At 72.4% G+C, this 14,896-nt stretch carries 15 protein-coding genes; 13 read left to right on the forward strand and 2 right to left on the reverse strand.

Features of this window, described 5'->3' with window-relative positions; translation table 11 throughout:
* The 5 genes from rpsF to ASG91_RS04295 all read left to right on the forward strand — a co-directional run bounded on the left by rpsF (position 1) and on the right by ASG91_RS04295 (position 3,624).
* Positions 1 to 288: a 30S ribosomal protein S6 gene (gene rpsF, locus ASG91_RS04275; protein WP_056921396.1), complete on the forward strand. Its 288-nt coding sequence runs from the start codon at positions 1 to 3 to the stop codon at positions 286 to 288.
* Positions 289 to 361: 73 nt separating this feature from the next.
* The gene (locus ASG91_RS04280) at positions 362 to 913 is read left to right on the forward strand and encodes a single-stranded DNA-binding protein (RefSeq protein ID WP_056921397.1); all 552 of its coding nucleotides are present in this window, start codon (positions 362 to 364) and stop codon (positions 911 to 913) included.
* A 190-nt stretch (positions 914 to 1,103) separates the two neighbouring features.
* A complete protein-coding gene (gene rpsR, locus ASG91_RS04285) occupies positions 1,104 to 1,340 on the forward strand; it encodes a 30S ribosomal protein S18 (RefSeq protein ID WP_056884210.1) in 237 nt (78 codons plus the stop codon).
* Positions 1,341 to 1,359: 19 nt separating this feature from the next.
* Complete coding sequence (rplI, locus tag ASG91_RS04290) at positions 1,360 to 1,806, forward strand: 50S ribosomal protein L9 (RefSeq protein WP_056921398.1); 447 nt, start codon at positions 1,360 to 1,362, stop codon at positions 1,804 to 1,806.
* A gap of 144 nt (positions 1,807 to 1,950) precedes the next feature.
* Positions 1,951 to 3,624, forward strand: coding sequence for a DUF3352 domain-containing protein (locus ASG91_RS04295; RefSeq protein WP_056921399.1), 1,674 nt, complete (start codon positions 1,951 to 1,953; stop codon positions 3,622 to 3,624).
* A gap of 12 nt (positions 3,625 to 3,636) precedes the next feature.
* Here the strand turns inward: ASG91_RS04295 and ASG91_RS04300 are convergent, their stop codons facing one another.
* Positions 3,637 to 4,374 carry a GntR family transcriptional regulator gene (locus ASG91_RS04300; RefSeq protein ID WP_056921400.1) on the reverse strand — a complete coding sequence of 246 codons (738 nt, stop codon included), beginning with the start codon at positions 4,372 to 4,374 and terminating at the stop codon, positions 3,637 to 3,639.
* A 156-nt stretch (positions 4,375 to 4,530) separates the two neighbouring features.
* Between ASG91_RS04300 and ASG91_RS04305 the strand changes: the two genes are divergently transcribed.
* The 8 genes from ASG91_RS04305 to ASG91_RS04340 all read left to right on the forward strand — a co-directional run bounded on the left by ASG91_RS04305 (position 4,531) and on the right by ASG91_RS04340 (position 13,523).
* The gene (locus ASG91_RS04305; protein ID WP_056921401.1) at positions 4,531 to 5,535 is read left to right on the forward strand and encodes a Gfo/Idh/MocA family oxidoreductase; all 1,005 of its coding nucleotides are present in this window, start codon (positions 4,531 to 4,533) and stop codon (positions 5,533 to 5,535) included.
* A 2-nt stretch (positions 5,536 to 5,537) separates the two neighbouring features.
* The gene (locus ASG91_RS04310) at positions 5,538 to 6,449 is read left to right on the forward strand and encodes a sugar phosphate isomerase/epimerase (RefSeq protein ID WP_235545399.1); all 912 of its coding nucleotides are present in this window, start codon (positions 5,538 to 5,540) and stop codon (positions 6,447 to 6,449) included.
* A 55-nt stretch (positions 6,450 to 6,504) separates the two neighbouring features.
* Entirely contained in the window at positions 6,505 to 7,443 is a 939-nt protein-coding gene (iolC, locus tag ASG91_RS04315) for a 5-dehydro-2-deoxygluconokinase (protein ID WP_056921775.1), read from the forward strand.
* Positions 7,440 to 8,375, forward strand: coding sequence for a deoxyribose-phosphate aldolase (locus tag ASG91_RS04320; protein ID WP_082593901.1), 936 nt, complete (start codon positions 7,440 to 7,442; stop codon positions 8,373 to 8,375). Before iolC ends, ASG91_RS04320 begins: the two co-directional genes overlap by 4 nt.
* Positions 8,372 to 9,292 (forward strand): 5-deoxy-glucuronate isomerase, encoded by a 921-nt coding sequence (gene iolB, locus ASG91_RS04325; RefSeq protein ID WP_371262029.1) that lies wholly within the window; start codon positions 8,372 to 8,374, stop codon positions 9,290 to 9,292. The genes ASG91_RS04320 and iolB overlap by 4 nt, the downstream gene beginning before the upstream one ends.
* Complete coding sequence (iolD, locus tag ASG91_RS04330) at positions 9,289 to 11,211, forward strand: 3D-(3,5/4)-trihydroxycyclohexane-1,2-dione acylhydrolase (decyclizing) (RefSeq protein WP_056921402.1); 1,923 nt, start codon at positions 9,289 to 9,291, stop codon at positions 11,209 to 11,211. The genes iolB and iolD overlap by 4 nt, the downstream gene beginning before the upstream one ends.
* 132 nt (positions 11,212 to 11,343) lie before the next feature.
* On the forward strand, positions 11,344 to 12,867 hold the full coding sequence (locus ASG91_RS04335; protein WP_056921403.1) for a gamma-glutamyltransferase: 1,524 nt from the start codon (positions 11,344 to 11,346) through the stop codon (positions 12,865 to 12,867).
* Positions 12,868 to 13,049: 182 nt separating this feature from the next.
* Entirely contained in the window at positions 13,050 to 13,523 is a 474-nt protein-coding gene (locus ASG91_RS04340; protein ID WP_056921404.1) for a hypothetical protein, read from the forward strand.
* On the opposite strand, the gene ASG91_RS04345 is transcribed toward ASG91_RS04340, so the two are convergent.
* The gene (locus ASG91_RS04345; protein WP_056921405.1) at positions 13,520 to 14,869 is read right to left on the reverse strand and encodes an MATE family efflux transporter; all 1,350 of its coding nucleotides are present in this window, start codon (positions 14,867 to 14,869) and stop codon (positions 13,520 to 13,522) included. The two genes, ASG91_RS04340 and ASG91_RS04345, sit on opposite strands and share 4 nt — an antisense overlap.
* Positions 14,870 to 14,896 lie beyond the last annotated feature (27 nt).

Consider the following 14,896-nt stretch of genomic DNA (forward strand, 5'->3'; position numbering starts at 1 on the left):
ATGCGTCAGTACGAACTCATGGTCATCCTCGACCCCGAGCTCGACGACCGGACCGTCGCGCCGTCGCTCGACAAGTTCCTCACCGTCGTCACCAAGGACAAGGGCACCGTCGACAACATCGACATCTGGGGCCGCCGTCGCTTGGCGTTCGAGATCAAGAAGAAGGCCGAGGGCATCTACGCCGTCGTCAACTTCACTGCAGAGCCGGCCACGGCCAAGGAGCTGGACCGCCAGCTCGGCCTGAACGAGTCGGTCATGCGCACCAAGCTCCTGCGCCCCGGCGCCTGAGCTGCACTGATCTAGATCTGATCTGCACCACAGCACCACCTGACCTGACCCAAACGAACAGGGGACACGCTCCATGGCTGGCGACACCGTCATCACCGTCATCGGCAACATCACCGGCGACCCCGAGCTGCGCTTCACCCCCTCGGGTGCTGCCGTCGCGAACTTCACCGTGGCCTCCACGCCGCGACAGTTCGACCGGCAGTCCAACGAGTGGAAGGACGGGGAGACCCTGTTCATGCGCTGCTCGGTGTGGCGGGACGCGGCGGAGAACGTCGCCGAGTCGCTCCAGCGGGGCACTCGCGTGATCGTCTCCGGTCGGCTGAAGTCTCGCTCGTACGACACCAAAGAGGGCGAGAAGCGCACCGTCATGGAGATGGAGGTCGACGAGGTCGGCCCCTCGCTCCGCTACGCCACGGCGAAGGTCAACAAGACCCAGCGGGGCACCGGCGGCGGCGGAGGCTTCTCCGGTGGCGGCGGCCAGCAGGGTGGCGGTCAGGGTGGCCAGCAGGAGGACCCCTGGGCCACCGGCCCGTCGTCCGCTCCGGCCTCGGCTCCCCAGACCGGTGGCCAGCAGGGTGGCGGCTGGGGCGGCGGCGCGCCGTCCTACGACGAGCCGCCGTTCTAAGGTCCAGATCACTCGGTATGCCGAGTGGCCCCGCCCGCGCGTGAGCGCGGCTGCAGGTTTCGTTCCATTTGGGTGAGAAACCTGCACGGGGGAGCACCCGGCATACCCACTGTTTGAAAACTCGAAACACACCATCCCTGGGAGACCAGGGCTCATCCGCTGAGTCACTCAGCAGAAGGAGAGCACCACGATGGCCAAGCCCGTTGTGCGCAAGCCCAAGAAGAAGGCCAACCCGCTGAAGGCGGCGAAGGTCGAGAACATCGACTACAAGGACACTGCGCTGCTGCGCAAGTTCATCTCCGACCGCGGCAAGATCCGCGCGCGTCGGGTGACCGGTGTGTCCGTCCAGGAGCAGCGGCTCATCGCCACCGCGGTCAAGAACGCCCGCGAGATGGCGCTGCTGCCCTACTCGAGCTCGTCTCGTTGAGTCGGGAAGGACTGAGAAAATGAAGGTCATTCTGACCCACGAGGTCTCCAGCCTCGGCACCGCCGGTGACGTCGTCGACGTCAAGGACGGCTACGCCCGCAACTTCCTGTTCCGCCGTGGCCTGGCCACCGCGTGGACCAAGGGCGGGCAGAAGCAGGTCGACTCGATCAACAAGGGCCGTGAGGTCCGCGCGATCAACTCCCTCGAGGAGGCCAAGTCGATCAAGGGCAACCTCGAGAACAAGGCCGTCAAGGTCGCGGCCCACGCAGGCGCCTCCGGCCGCCTGTTCGGTGCCGTCTCCACCGCCGACATCGCAGCCGCGGTGAAGGCGGCCGGTGGCCCGGAGCTCGACAAGCGCAAGATCGAGATCACGACCCCGATCAAGTCGGTCGGCAGCCACGAGGCGCTGATCCGCCTGCACCCCGAGGTGCAGGCCAAGGTGACGCTCGACGTCGTCGCCGGCTGAGACGTTGGTCTGAGACCGACGTAACCATTCGGTCTGGATTGGCCCGGTTCGCCCCTCGGGGTGGACCGGGCCTGTTCTATCCTGCGGCGCAGCCGCCGAGCGACCGCGTGCGGCGAAGTCAGTCCGCACTGGGGGATCCACGTCATGAGCAACAACCCGTTCGAGCAGGTACCGCAGCCCGGCCAGCAGGGCCAGCCCGGCTTGTTCGGCCAGCCCGGCCAGCAGGGCCAGCCCGGCTTGTTCGGCCAGCCCGGCGAGCCCAGCCTGTTTGCCCGGCCCGCCCAGCCGACCCAGGCCGACCCGTTCGCCGCACCGGCGCCGTCGGTCCAGGTGGACCCGTTCGCCCAGCCCGGTGCCGAGCCGGTGGCGACGGGCCGGCCCGGCCGGGGCCGGACGGTGGCCCTGGTCGGCGGGATCCTCGCGATCGTCGCGGTGGGTGCAGGTGGCGCGCTCGCGTTCCAGCAGGTCGGCGGCGGGGGTGCCCAGCCCGAGTCGGCGCTGCCGGCGACCACGATCGCCTTTGCCAAGATCGACCTCGACCCCTCGGCGGGCCAGAAGATCGACGGCATCCGCTTCATCCGCAAGTTCCCCGACACCCGTGACGAGGTGAAGGAGGACTCCGACCTGCGCAAGGTCATCGTCACGCGGCTCCAGGCCGAGGGCCAGCTCAAGGGCGTGGACTACGCCAAGGACGTCGAGCCGTGGCTGGGCCAGCGGATCGGTGTCGGGCTCGTGCCGGGCGCCAAGGCCGACGACGAGCCGACCGTCGTCGTCGCGCTCGCCGTGACCGACGCCGACGAGGCCAGGGCCAGCCTGCCCACGATCGCCAAGGACAACGCGGCCGAGTGCCAGCTGGTCGAGGAGTTCGCGCTCTGCACCGACGGCACCGGGAAGGCCGCCGGGGTGGCTGCTGCCGCGGCCAAGGGCACGCTCGCCGACTCCGCCAACTTCCGCCAGGACATGGCCGACCTCGGCGAGGACGGCGTCGTCGCCGCCTGGTTCGACGCAGAGCAGGTGGCCAAGGCCACCAGGTCCCTCGACGTCAGCGGCATGATCCCCGGCTTCACCGGTGGACCGGCCACCTCGCAGACCGGCCGGGTCGCGCTGGCCCTGCGGTTCGACGGGCCGCACCTCGAGCTCGCGGGCCACACCAACGGAGCCAGCGTGAGGTTCGCCGGGTCGAGGCAGGGCACCGGTCTGGCTGACCTGCCCGACACCACCCTCGCCGCGATCAGCGTCGCCAACGCCGGCGAGCAGCTCAAGGCCGGCTGGCCGGCGATGGAGAAGGCCATCACCGAGTCCATGGGCAAGCAGGAGTTCAAGGACGGTGTCGCCGAGCTCGAGAGCGAGCTGGGCATCGCCGTCCCCGACGACCTGTATGCCGCGCTGGGCAGCCAGTTCTCGCTGGTGTTCGGGGGCATGGGCGAGGACCACAGCGAGCTGCGCGTCGCCGCCGTCACGGACGGCGACCGGGAGGTGCTCCAGAAGATCTCCGACGCGGGTCAGGGCCTGGGCTCCGATGCGCTGACCCTCAAGTCCGATGGCGGCACGACCGTCGTGTCGCTGTCCGAGAACTACGCCGACGAGCTCGGGACGGAGCACGGGCTGGGGGACACCGACCGGTTCAAGGACGCGGTCAAGGGAGCCGACTCGGCCCGGGTCGCCGGCTTCGTCGACATCGCGGGCCTGCTGACCGAGTTCAAGGACGAGGTCGGCGCCGACGAGGCGAAGAACCTCGCCGGGCTCTCCGCCCTGGGCTTCACCGTGACCGGCGAGGGCAACAGCGCCGACTTCAGCCTGCGCCTGACGACTCAGTAGGTCGAGAGAGGCTCAGCGCTCGTCGACCATGACCTCGATCGTGTAGGTCGAGGCGCGGTAGCAGTGGTCGCCGTACTCGACCGGGTGCCCCACCTCGTCGAATGCGCTGCGAGTCATGGTGAGTACCGGCTCGTTGCCCCGCATCCGCAGGTGGCGACGCTCGCTGGGGCTGGGCGGCCTGGCCCCGATCCGTTGCCGCGCCACGACCGGGCGCACGCCACGGCGGCGCAGCACGGCATACAGGCCCTCGGCCTCGAGGTCCTCCTTGGTGACGTCCAGGTGCGACGGCGGTAGCCAGTTGCGCAGCACCGCCAGCGGTTCGGTGTCGGACAGGCGCAGCCGCACGATGGCGAGCAGCTCGCTGTCGGGGGCCAGGTCGAGGGCACCGGCCACTCGCTCGTCCTGCACCACGTCGAGCGAGAGCACCGTGGTCGTGGGGTGGGCGCCGGCCCTGGTCAGGTCGTCGTAGAGGCTGGTGAGCTCGGCCCGCCGGTGCACCGTGCGGTTGGCGACGGTGGTGCCGACGCCGCGGCGTCGCACGAGCAGGCCGCGGGCGGCGAGCTCGGCGATGGCGCGGCGCACCGTGGGGCGGGAGAGGCCGAGCCGCAGCCCCATCGCCACCTCGTTCTCGAAGGCGTCACCGGGGTGCAGGGCCCCGTCGTCGATGGCGGCCGCGAGCTGCTCGGCGAGCTGGTGGTAGAGCGGCACGGGGGAGGACCGGTCGATCCGGATGTCGAGCTGGGTGGCCACGCAGGCACTCTAGCCGGTGCGGGTCACAGACATGAGAATCTCATGACGTCAGAATGTCCTTACAAATGGTTGACACGACTCCCGCCCCGACGGCACGCTTGTCGTCGAGCGCCCCGGTGCCTCCCCCTGCCCTGCGACCGTGAACGGACCCTGCACATGCGTATCGGACTCGCCGGCGTCGGCCGGATCGGCGCCTTCCACGCCGACACCCTCCGCAGCCTCGACGCCGTCGACCAGCTCGTCGTGGCCGATGTCGACGCGGCGCGCGCCCAGCAGGTCGCGGCCGACCGTGGACTGGAGTGGGCGGCCACCACCGACGAGCTGCTCGACTCGGGCCTCGACGCCCTGGTCATCGCCACTGCGACGCCCGGCCACGCCCCGCTGCTGCGGGCCGGGGTCGCCAAGGGCATCGCGACGTTCTGCGAGAAGCCGGTCGCCTCGACCCTCGACGAGACGATCGAGCTGACCCGGCTGGTCGAAGAGGCCGGTGTGCCCGTCCACGTCGGGTTCCAGCGGCGCTTCGACCAGGGCTACCGTCGGGCCCGCGACGTCGTGGCGTCGGGCGAGCTGGGCTTCGTGCACACCGTGGTGGCCCACACCCGCGACAGCGCGCCGCCGCCCGCCGCCTACGTGCCCACCAGCGGCGGCATCTTCCGCGACTGCAACGTGCACGACTTCGACATCATCCGGTTCGTCAGCGGGCGCGAGGTCGTCTCGGTCTACGCGACCGGGTCCAACCAGGGCGCGCGCTTCTTCGCCGACGCGGGCGACGTCGACACCGGGGCCGCCCTCCTCACCCTCGACGACGGCACGCTGGCCCAGGTCTCCTCGACCCGCTACAACGGGGCGGGCCACGACGTCCGGATGGAGGTGCTCGGTGAGCGCGGGGCCGTCGCCGTCGGTCTGGACGACTCGCTGGCCCTCCGGTCGCTGGAGGACGGTGTCGACTTCCCGCATGGACCGGTCACGATGACGTTCATGGAGCGCTTTCTGCCCGCCTACCGGGCCGAGCTGACTGCGTTCTTCGACGTCGCGGCCCGGCGCTCGCCCAGCCCGTGCACCCTCGATGACGCGCTCCAGGCGTTCCGGGTCGCGGAGGCCTGCGAGATCTCGCGCGCCGAGCGCCGCGTCGTCGACCTCACCGAGATCAAGGGGGCCTGACCGTGGCCGGCATCCCGTCCGAGGCCCTGGCCGACCGCATCGCGGGGGCGCCCATCTCGTGGGGCGTCTGCGAGGTGCCCGGCTGGGGCCACCAGCTGCCGCCTGAGGTGGTGCTCGCCCAGATGTCCGAGCTCGGCCTGGCCGCCACCGAGTTCGGTCCCGACGGGTTCCTGCCCGACTCGGCCGAGGACAAGGTCGCCACGCTGCGCAGCCACGGGCTCGCCGCGGTCGGTCAGTTCGTGCCGCTCGTCCTGCACGACCCGGGCCACGACCCGTTGCCCGAGCTCGAGGCCGCCATGGTCGACCTCACGGCAGCCGCTGCCTCCACCGTGGTCCTCGCAGCTGCGACGGGCGGGGAGGGGTACGACGACCGCCCGCAGCTCGACGACCAGGGCTGGGCGACCCTGCTGGCGAACCTCGACCGGTTGGCTGCTGCGGCCGCCGCCCAGGGGCTCACCGCCACCCTGCACCCGCACGTCGGCACGATGGTCGAGACCGGCGAGGAGACCGACCGGGTGCTCGCGGGCAGCCGGATCGGGCTCTGCCTCGACACCGGCCACCTGCTCATCGGTGGCGGTGACCCGGTGCGCGTCGCCCGCGAGCACCCCGACCGGATCGCGCACACCCACCTCAAGGACGTCCGGCTCGACCTCGCCCGCCGGGTGCAGGCCGGCGAGACGACCTACACCGACGCCGTCGCCGCGGGCATGTACGTCCCCCTGGGTCAGGGTGACGTCGACATCGCCGCCATCGTGGGCGCGCTCGAGGACAGTGGGTATGCCGGGTGGTACGTCCTCGAGCAGGACACCATCCTCCCGGGCGTCCCCGAGGGAGACGGTCCGGTGGCCGACGTCGAGGCGAGCTACTTCTACCTGCTGGGCCTGGCCGCCCAGCACTCCGGTGTGGGGATCTGACGTGACCGACCCCACCGCGGACGAGGTGCACGACGGTGCCTACGACCTGGTCGCCATGGGGCGCACCGGGGTCGACATCTACCCGCTCCAGTTCGGCGTCGGGCTGGAGGAGGTCGAGACCTTCCAGAAGTTCCTCGGCGGCACCGCCACGAACGTCTCCGTCGCCGCGGCCCGGCACGGCCGTCAGGTCGCCCTGATCACGCGCACCGGTGCCGATGCCTTCGGGCGCTATGTCCACCAGGCGCTGCGCGGCTTCGGGGTCGACGACCGGTTCGTCGCGCCCGTCGACGGGCCGCCCACGCCGGTCACGTTCTGCGAGGTCTTCCCGCCCGACGACTTCCCCCTCTACTTCTACCGCTACCCCACGGCCCCCGACCTGCTGATCGAGGCGCAGGACCTGCCGCTCGAGGCGATCCGGGCCGCCCGGGTCTACTGGTCCACGGTCACCGGGCTCTCGCAGGAGCCCAGCCGCTCGGCGCACTTCGCCGCTTGGGAGACGCGGGCCCGGCGGCAGCACACCGTGCTCGACCTCGACTACCGGCCGATGTTCTGGCCGGACCCCGCCGAGGCCAGCGCCCAGGTGGGCCGCGCCCTCGGGCACGTCACCGTGGCGGTCGGCAACCGCGAGGAGTGCGAGGTGGCCGTGGGCGAGACCGACCCCCAGCGCGCGGCCGACGCCCTGCTCGAGCGTGGCGTCGAGCTGGCCGTCGTGAAGCAGGGCCCCAAGGGTGTGCTGGCGGCCACCCGCGACGAGCGGGTCGAGGTGGCGCCGTTCCCGGTGTCGGTCGTCAACGGCCTCGGGGCCGGTGACGCGTTCGGGGGCGCGCTGGTGCACGGGCTGCTCGAGGGCTGGGACCTGCGTCGGGTCATCGAGTTCGCCAATGTGGCAGGCGCGATCGTCGCGTCCCACCTCGAGTGCTCGAGCGCGATGCCCACGACCGCCGAGGTGCTCGACACCCTGGCCGGAGCAGGCCGACAGGACGCGCTCCGATGACAGGCGTCACGGGCGCCAAGCCCGGCGTCGCGACCGGCTCGGTGACCGGCGCGGTCGACGTGGCCCAGCTGACCGAGCTGCGGGCCAGCGACCCGGAGGCGATCAGCCGGGCCTGGGCTGCCCGGGCCCGCCGCGACCTGCTTCGCGCCGACGGCCGACTGCTCCTCGTCGCCGCCGACCACCCGGCGCGGGGCGCCCTCGGGGTGCGCGCCGACCCGTGGGCGATGGCCAGCCGGCACGACCTGCTCGAGCGCCTGGTCACCGCGGTCTCGCGGCCCGGGGTCGACGGCGTGCTGGGGACGCCCGACATCCTCGACGACCTGCTGCTGCTCGGCGCGCTCGAGGACAAGGTCGTCATCGGCTCGATGAACCGCGGCGGCCTGCAGGGCGCGAGCTTCGAGCTCGACGACCGGTTCACCGCCTACCGGGCGGAGGACATCGCGGCGTGCGGCCTCGACGGCGGCAAGACGCTGACCCGCATCTGCTACGACGACCCGGGCACCGTCGCCACGCTCGAAGCCACCGCCCACGCCGTCAACGAGCTCGCCGCACGAGGGCTGATGGCGATGGTCGAGCCGTTCCTCAGCGAGCGCCGGGAGGGACGGGTCGTCAACCTGCTCGACCCCGACTCGACGATCCGCTCCATCCACATCGCCTCGGGCCTGGGTGGCTCGAGTGCCCACACCTGGCTCAAGCTGCCGGTGGTCCCCGAGCTCGAGCGGGTGATGGACGCCACCACCCTCCCGACCCTGCTCCTGGGCGGCGACCCGCAGGGCGACCCGGAGGACACCTACGCCTCCTGGGGGCGCGCGCTCACCCTGCCGCCGGTGCGCGGACTCGTGGTGGGCCGGGCCCTGCTCTACCCGCCCGACGGTGACGTCGCAGCCGCCGTCGACATCGCCGGGGAGCTCGTGCACGGGGCGCGCCCGTGACCGTGGAGCAGAGCGGCGCCGACAACGCCCGCTGGGTCCTGCCCCTGGGGTCCGCCGCGGCCGACGGCTGGCCGGTCGCCGTGGACGACACGGTGGCGGGGTGGCAGCACACCAGCCTGCACGTCGCCACGCTCGCCGCCGGCGAGGAGCGCAGCCTCGCGGCCGGGGAGTGGGAGCACGTGGTGGTCCCGTTGAACGGGTCGGTCCGGGTGCGCCCCGACGACCACGACGACGTCGTGCTCGCCGGGCGGGCGCACGTGTTCGCCGGCCCCACCGACGTCGCCCACCTGTCCCGCGACGTCGCCTTCACCGTGGTCGCCGAGGGCGGCCCCGCGCGGGTGGCCGTCTGCGGCGCGAAGGCGCGCACGCGGCATACCCCTGCCGTCACGGTGGTGCCTGCGGCGCAGGTGCCGGTCGAGCTGAGGGGCGCCGGGGCAGCCAGCCGTGAGGTGCGCAACTTCGGCGTGCCCGGGGTGCTGGACGCCGACGCGATCATCGCCTGCGAGGTGGTGACACCCGCCGGCAACTGGAGCTCGTACCCGCCGCACAAGCACGACGAGCGGCGGGCCGGGGTCGAGACCGAGCTCGAGGAGATCTACTACTTCGAGGTGCGACCCGTCGACGACGCCCCCGAGGGCGCGGATCCGGTTGGCTACCAACGGGTCTACGGCACCGACCAGCGGCCGATCGACGTCCTGGCCGAGGTGCGCACCGGCGACGTGGTCCTCGTGCCGCACGGCTGGCACGGTCCGTCGATGGCTGCGCCGGCGGCCCACCTCTACTACCTCAACGTCATGGCTGGCCCCGGGCCGGAGCGGGCGTGGATGATCTGTGACGACCCGGCCCACACCTGGGTGCGCGACACCTGGGCGACCCAGGCCGTGGACCCTCGACTTCCGTTCGGAGACGACACATGAGCGACACGGTGCGGCTGACCGTCGGCCAGGCGGTGGTGCGGTTCCTCGGCCAGCAGTGGAGCGAGCGCGACGGCGAGCGGCAGCGGCTGTTCGCCGGCTGCCTCGGCATCTTCGGCCACGGCAACGTCGCCGGGGTGGGGCAGGCCCTGCTGCAGGCGGAGCTCGCCTTCGAGGGCCACGAGGACGACAACCCGCTGCCCTACGTGCTGGCCCGCAACGAGCAGGCCATGGTGCACACCGCCGTCGGCTATGCCCGGCAGCGCGACCGCCTGCAGACCTGGGTCTGCACGGCGTCGGTCGGTCCCGGCTCGACCAACATGCTCACCGGCGCCGCCGTGGCGACGATCAACCGGATCCCGGTGCTGTTGCTGCCCTCGGGCACCTTTGCCACGCGGGTGTCCGCGCCGGTGCTCCAGGAGCTCGAGCAGCCGTATGCCGCGGACGTCACCGTCAACGACGCGTTCCGTCCCCTCTCGAAGTTCTTCGACCGGGTGACCCGCCCCGAGCAGCTGCCCGCTGCCCTGCTCGGCGCGATGCGCACCCTGACCGACCCCGTGGACACCGGCGCCGTGACGATCGCCCTGCCGCAGGACGTGCAGGCCGAGGCGTTCGACTGGCCGGTCGAGCTGTTCAGCGAGCGCACCTGGCACATCGGCCGACCGCCGGCCGAGGCGTCGCGGATCGCCGCTGCCGCGGACGTGATCCGGTCGGCCCGGCGCCCGCTGGTCGTCGCGGGTGGAGGTGTGCACTACTCCGGCGCCGAGGGGGCGCTCGCCGACTTCTGCGACGCGACCGGGATCCCGGTGGCCGAGACGCAGGCGGGCAAGGGCTCCCTGCTGCACGGCCACCCCCAGCTCGTGGGTGCGATCGGCTCGACCGGCACGACCGCCGCGAACGCCCTGGCCGCCGAGGCGGACGTCGTGATCGGGGTGGGCACCCGCTGGTCGGACTTCACCACCGCATCACGGAGTGCGTTCAAGGACAACGGAGTTCGCTTCGTCAACCTCAACGTCGCCCCGGTCGACGCCGTCAAGCAGGGTGGGCTGTCGGTGCTCGCGGACGCTCGCGAGGCACTGACCGCGCTGACTTCGGCCCTGGTCGGGTACTCCGTCGACGAGGTGCACCGCGCCCGTCAGGCGGAGCTGTGGTCCGCGTGGGACGAGCAGGTCGAGGCGACCTACCACCCGGGAGCGGCCGTCACCGACGCCCTGGCCGAGGGGCTGCTCACCCAGGGCGAGGTGCTCGGGGTGGTCAACGAGCTCGCCGACCCCCGCGACGTCGTGCTGTGCGCTGCCGGCTCGATGCCCGGCGACCTGCACAAGCTGTGGCGGGTCCGCGACCGCAAGGGCTACCACGTGGAGTACGGCTACTCCTGCATGGGCTACGAGATCCCGGCCGCGATCGGCGTCCGGCTAGCCGACGAGAGCCGTGAGGTCTTCGCGATGGTGGGCGACGGCGGCTACCTGATGATGCCGACCGAGCTCGTCACGGCGGTGCAGGAGCGGGTCAAGGTGATCGTCGTGCTGGTGCAGAACCACGGCTTCCACTCGATCGGCTCCCTCTCGGAGAGCCTCGGCTCCCAGCGGTTCGGCACCCGCTACCGCTACCGCGACGACGTCTCCGGTCGCCTGGATGGCGAGCCGCTGCCGGTCGACCTGGCCGCCAACGCGCGCAGCCTCGGCGCCCACGTCGTCGAGGTGCACTCGCGGGCCGGGCTCGAGGACGCGGTGAAGCAGGCGAAGGCGTCCAGCCACGCGGGTCCGGTGGTGATCCACGTGCAGACCGACCCCACCGTGCACTCGCCGGACAGCGGCTCGTGGTGGGACGTGCCGGTCGCCGAGGTGAGCGAGCTGGACAGCACGCAGGCGGCCCACGCGGCCTACCTGGCGCACAAGGCTGACCAGCGCCCGCTGCTCTGAGCGCGCCACCCTGCGCAACACGGCAAGTGCGCGCGCCTCCGCCCAGCAGGTGGGCGGAATCAGACGCAACTCGCGTGTCGCGGGCTGGAGCACCCGTGGCACCGGCAGAGGCCATGGGACAGAATCGGGCGCATGGACAGACGCGTGTCGATCGCGGCGACCGGTCCCGCGTCTGCCGACGCCGGCTTGGCCGCGGCGGCTGCTGGTGGCAACGCCGTCGACGTCGCGATCGCGGCGATGGTCTCGGCGATGACCACCGAGCCGGGCATCGTCTCGGCCGCCGGCGGCGCCTTCGTCAGCATCTGGCCGGCCGGTGGGGACCCCGAGCTCATCGACGGCAACGTCGAGATGCCGGGCCGCGGCCAGGACCCCGACCGGTTCGGCGCCGGGTTGCGCGAGGTGCGCACCTCCTACGGTGGCGGGCTGACCCTGTATGCCGGTCACGGCTCGGTGGCGACGCCCGGCGCCTTCGCGGCGCTCGGGATCGCCCATGACCGGCACGGGTCGGCGCCGTGGCGCGAGGTGCTGGCCCCGAGCATCGACGCGGCGCGTACCGGCTACTCGATCGGCGGCGCCGCGGCGCGCTACCTGGCGATCACCGGCGACCTGGTCTTCGGCTGGGACGAGCACACCTGGCCCCTGGTCCGGGGCGCCGACGGCAGGATCGTCACCGCCGGGCAGCAGGCCACGAACCCCGACCTGGCCGACACCCTCGAGCAGATCTCCGTCGAAGGCGCCCGGTCGCTCTACACCGGCGACCTCGCGGCCCGGATCGCGGCAGACAGTGCCGCCCGCGGTGGGCTGGTCACGGCAGCCGACCTCGCGGCATACCGGGCGGTGGTCCGCACGCCGCTGCGGCTGGGGCTCGGCGAGTGGGACCTGGCGCTCAACCCACCACCCTCGGTCGGTGGTCCGATGCTCGCGGTGATGCTCCGCGAGCTGGCCGCGGCGGGCTGGGACTGGTCACGGATCATCGACATCCAGCAGCGGGTGCTGTCGTTCCGCCACCAGGTGCACGACCTGTCGACGGACCTGGAGGAGGACGGCTACGCGCTGCTGGAGTCGATCGACCGCAACGGGCTGGCCGGCCTGCCCACCTCGTCCTCGACCGCCCACGTCTCCGCGGTCGACAGCGACGGCACCATCTGCGCGATCACCGCGTCGAGCGGATACGGCTCCGGCGCAACGGTGCCCGGCACCGGGCTGATGCTCAACAACTGCCTCGGCGAGCCCGAGCTCAACCGGTTGGGGCTGCACGCGCTGGCCCCCGGCACCCGCCTGGCCTCCAACATGGCCCCGTCCGTCGCGAGGTCGTCGTCGGGGTCGGCGCTCGCGATCGGGAGCCCCGGCGCCGACCGGATCACCACGGCGCTCATGCAGGTGCTCGGCCGGCACTGCCTCTCGGGCACCCCGATGCAGGAGGCCATCGACGCGCCCCGGGTGCACGTGCGGATCCTCGACGACGGCACGCCGCGGGTGGACCACGAGGACGATCCGGAGATCTCGGCTGCGATCGAAAGCCTTGGGCTGCAGTCGTTCTCGCACGGCGCCACCTCGATGTTCTTCGGCGGGGTGGCCGCGGCCCGACGACTGGCCGACGGGTCGCTCGACGCCGCCGGGGACCCCCGCCGAGAGGCCGCCACCCGCGTCTCCTGAGATCCTCCTGCCGCCTCCCCCTTCCCGCACTTGTTGCGCGTAGGTCCTCACCAGACCCCTCAACCAGGCGTCCAGTGACCAGCAGGTGGCAACAAGTCAGCCTGGGTCCGGCGGCGTCATGTATCAGGAGGTGTCGGGTCACACTCCTTGACGTACACCCTCGGGGGAGGAGCCGAACAGCCGTGGCACGACACACCACCGCAGCAGCGGTCGACCTGGGCTGGGCCGACGCCGTCGAGCTGGCCGGTCGCCTGCTGCGCGGCGCGTCCTTGGCCCACCTCGAGCTCGGGGACCTGCCAGCGGGGGAACGGGCCACCCTCGAGACCACGCTGACCTACGAGCAGCAGTGCACCCGCGGGGAGGCGCGTCGGGGTGAGGCGTCACCGGCCGACGTGGTGGTCACCGACCGTCGCATCCTCGTCAGCCGCCCGCTGCGGGGGCTGCTCAGCCTCTGGCACGTCGACCTCGAGAACCTCCAGCTCGGCGTGACCGGTCAGCAGTGCCACCTCGACCTGCACCCGGTGGGCATCAACCCGAGGGTGCGCCTCACCGGCGAGGCCGCACCGATGGTGGCCCTCCACGTGGCGCACGCCGTCTTCCCGAGCACCTGGGCGCGGCTGTCCGGGTTGCTGCCGCTGCTCGACTGCGCGGCCTAGCGGGCGGCGCCGGTCACGGCCCAGTCGTCGCCACGGATCCGCCACCAGAAGAACGCCGCGCGGATCGCCATGAACGCCGTGAACACCACCCACAGCACGGTCACGGCCCGGGGGGCCCCGTCGGCCACGAGGTCGTCGCCGCGGGCGTGCACCCAGAGGGCGAGCGGCAGGTAGAGCACCAGCGTCGCGACCATCGCCTTGGCCAGCCACCGTCCGTCGCCGGCGCCGATCAGCACGCCGTCAACCACGAAGACGTAACCGGCGAGGGGCTGGCCCAGCGCCACCACGACCAGCGCCGCCGAGAGCGCGGCGCGGACGGCGGGGTCGGTCGTGAAGAGCGCCGGCAGGAGCGAGTGGACGGCCAGCACGAGCAGCCCGAGCACGGCTCCACCCCAGAGGCCCCAGCGCAGCATCGTGGTCGTGGCGGCGCGGGCTGCGACGACATCACCTGCGCCGAGGGCCCGCCCGGTGATCGCCTGCGCGGCGATGGCCAGGGCGTCGAGGGCGAAGGCCAGGAAGGTCCACACCGTCGCCGCCACCTGGTGCGATGCCAGCGGCACGTCACCGAGGCCCGCTGCGACCCAGGTGGTGAGCAGGATGATGGCGCGCAGCGCGAGCGTGCGGACGAGCAGGGGTATGCCGGTGAGCCCGGCCCGCAGCACGCGCCCCGGGTGGGCGTGCAGGGCGGCTCCGGCGCGACGGGCGTGCCGGACCATGACGACCACCAGTCCGGTGGCCATCGCGGTCTGGGCGATCACGGTGCCCCACGCGGAACCCGCGATGCCCCAGCCGAACCCGTAGACGAACAGCAGGTTGAGCGCCACGTTCGCGGAGAACCCGGCGACAGAGGCCACCAGCGGGGTCCGGGTGTCCTGCAACCCCCGCAGCACCCCGGTGGCGGCGAGCGCCACGAGCATCGCGGGGATGCCGAGGGCCGAGATGCGAAGGTACGTCGCGGCATACCCGATGGCGTCGGGGGAGGCACCGAAGACGCGGCACAGCGGCTCGGCTGCCACCGCGACACCAACGGACGTGAGGGTGCCGAGCCCGACGGCGAGCCAGGTGCCGTCGATGCCGGCCTCGAGCGCTCCCCGCTCGCTGCCGGCGCCGATCTGGCGAGCCACGATCGAGGTGGTGCCGTAGGCGAGGAACACGAAGATGTTGGCCGCGGTGATGAGCGTCGCGCTGGCCACGCCGAGCCCAGCCAGCTGGGCCGTGCCGAGGTGCCCGATGATCGCCGAGTCGGCCAGCAGGAAGAGGGGCTCGGCGACGAGCGCGAGGAACGCCGGGACAGCCAGCCGCAGGATCTCCCGGCTCTGCGCCGGGTCGCGGGGGCTGGTGCTCACCGCGCCACGGTAGCCGCGACCCGTGAC

The organism is Phycicoccus sp. Soil802 (assembly GCF_001429605.1).
Classification (GTDB): Bacteria; Actinomycetota; Actinomycetes; order Actinomycetales; family Dermatophilaceae; genus Pedococcus.

Bases quoted from the DNA above. Each gene is read 5' to 3' on its own strand.
- rpsF (WP_056921396.1), top strand. From the start codon at position 1: ATGCGTCAGTACGAACTCATGGTCATCCTCGACCCCGAGCTCGACGAC.
- ASG91_RS04280 (WP_056921397.1), top strand. From the start codon at position 362: ATGGCTGGCGACACCGTCATCACCGTCATCGGCAACATCACCGGCGAC.
- rpsR (WP_056884210.1), top strand. From the start codon at position 1,104: ATGGCCAAGCCCGTTGTGCGCAAGCCCAAGAAGAAGGCCAACCCGCTG.
- rplI (WP_056921398.1), top strand. From the start codon at position 1,360: ATGAAGGTCATTCTGACCCACGAGGTCTCCAGCCTCGGCACCGCCGGT.
- ASG91_RS04295 (WP_056921399.1), top strand. From the start codon at position 1,951: ATGAGCAACAACCCGTTCGAGCAGGTACCGCAGCCCGGCCAGCAGGGC.
- ASG91_RS04305 (WP_056921401.1), top strand. From the start codon at position 4,531: ATGCGTATCGGACTCGCCGGCGTCGGCCGGATCGGCGCCTTCCACGCC.
- iolC (WP_056921775.1), top strand. From the start codon at position 6,505: ATGGGGCGCACCGGGGTCGACATCTACCCGCTCCAGTTCGGCGTCGGG.
- ASG91_RS04320 (WP_082593901.1), top strand. From the start codon at position 7,440: ATGACAGGCGTCACGGGCGCCAAGCCCGGCGTCGCGACCGGCTCGGTG.
- iolD (WP_056921402.1), top strand. From the start codon at position 9,289: ATGAGCGACACGGTGCGGCTGACCGTCGGCCAGGCGGTGGTGCGGTTC.
- ASG91_RS04335 (WP_056921403.1), top strand. From the start codon at position 11,344: ATGGACAGACGCGTGTCGATCGCGGCGACCGGTCCCGCGTCTGCCGAC.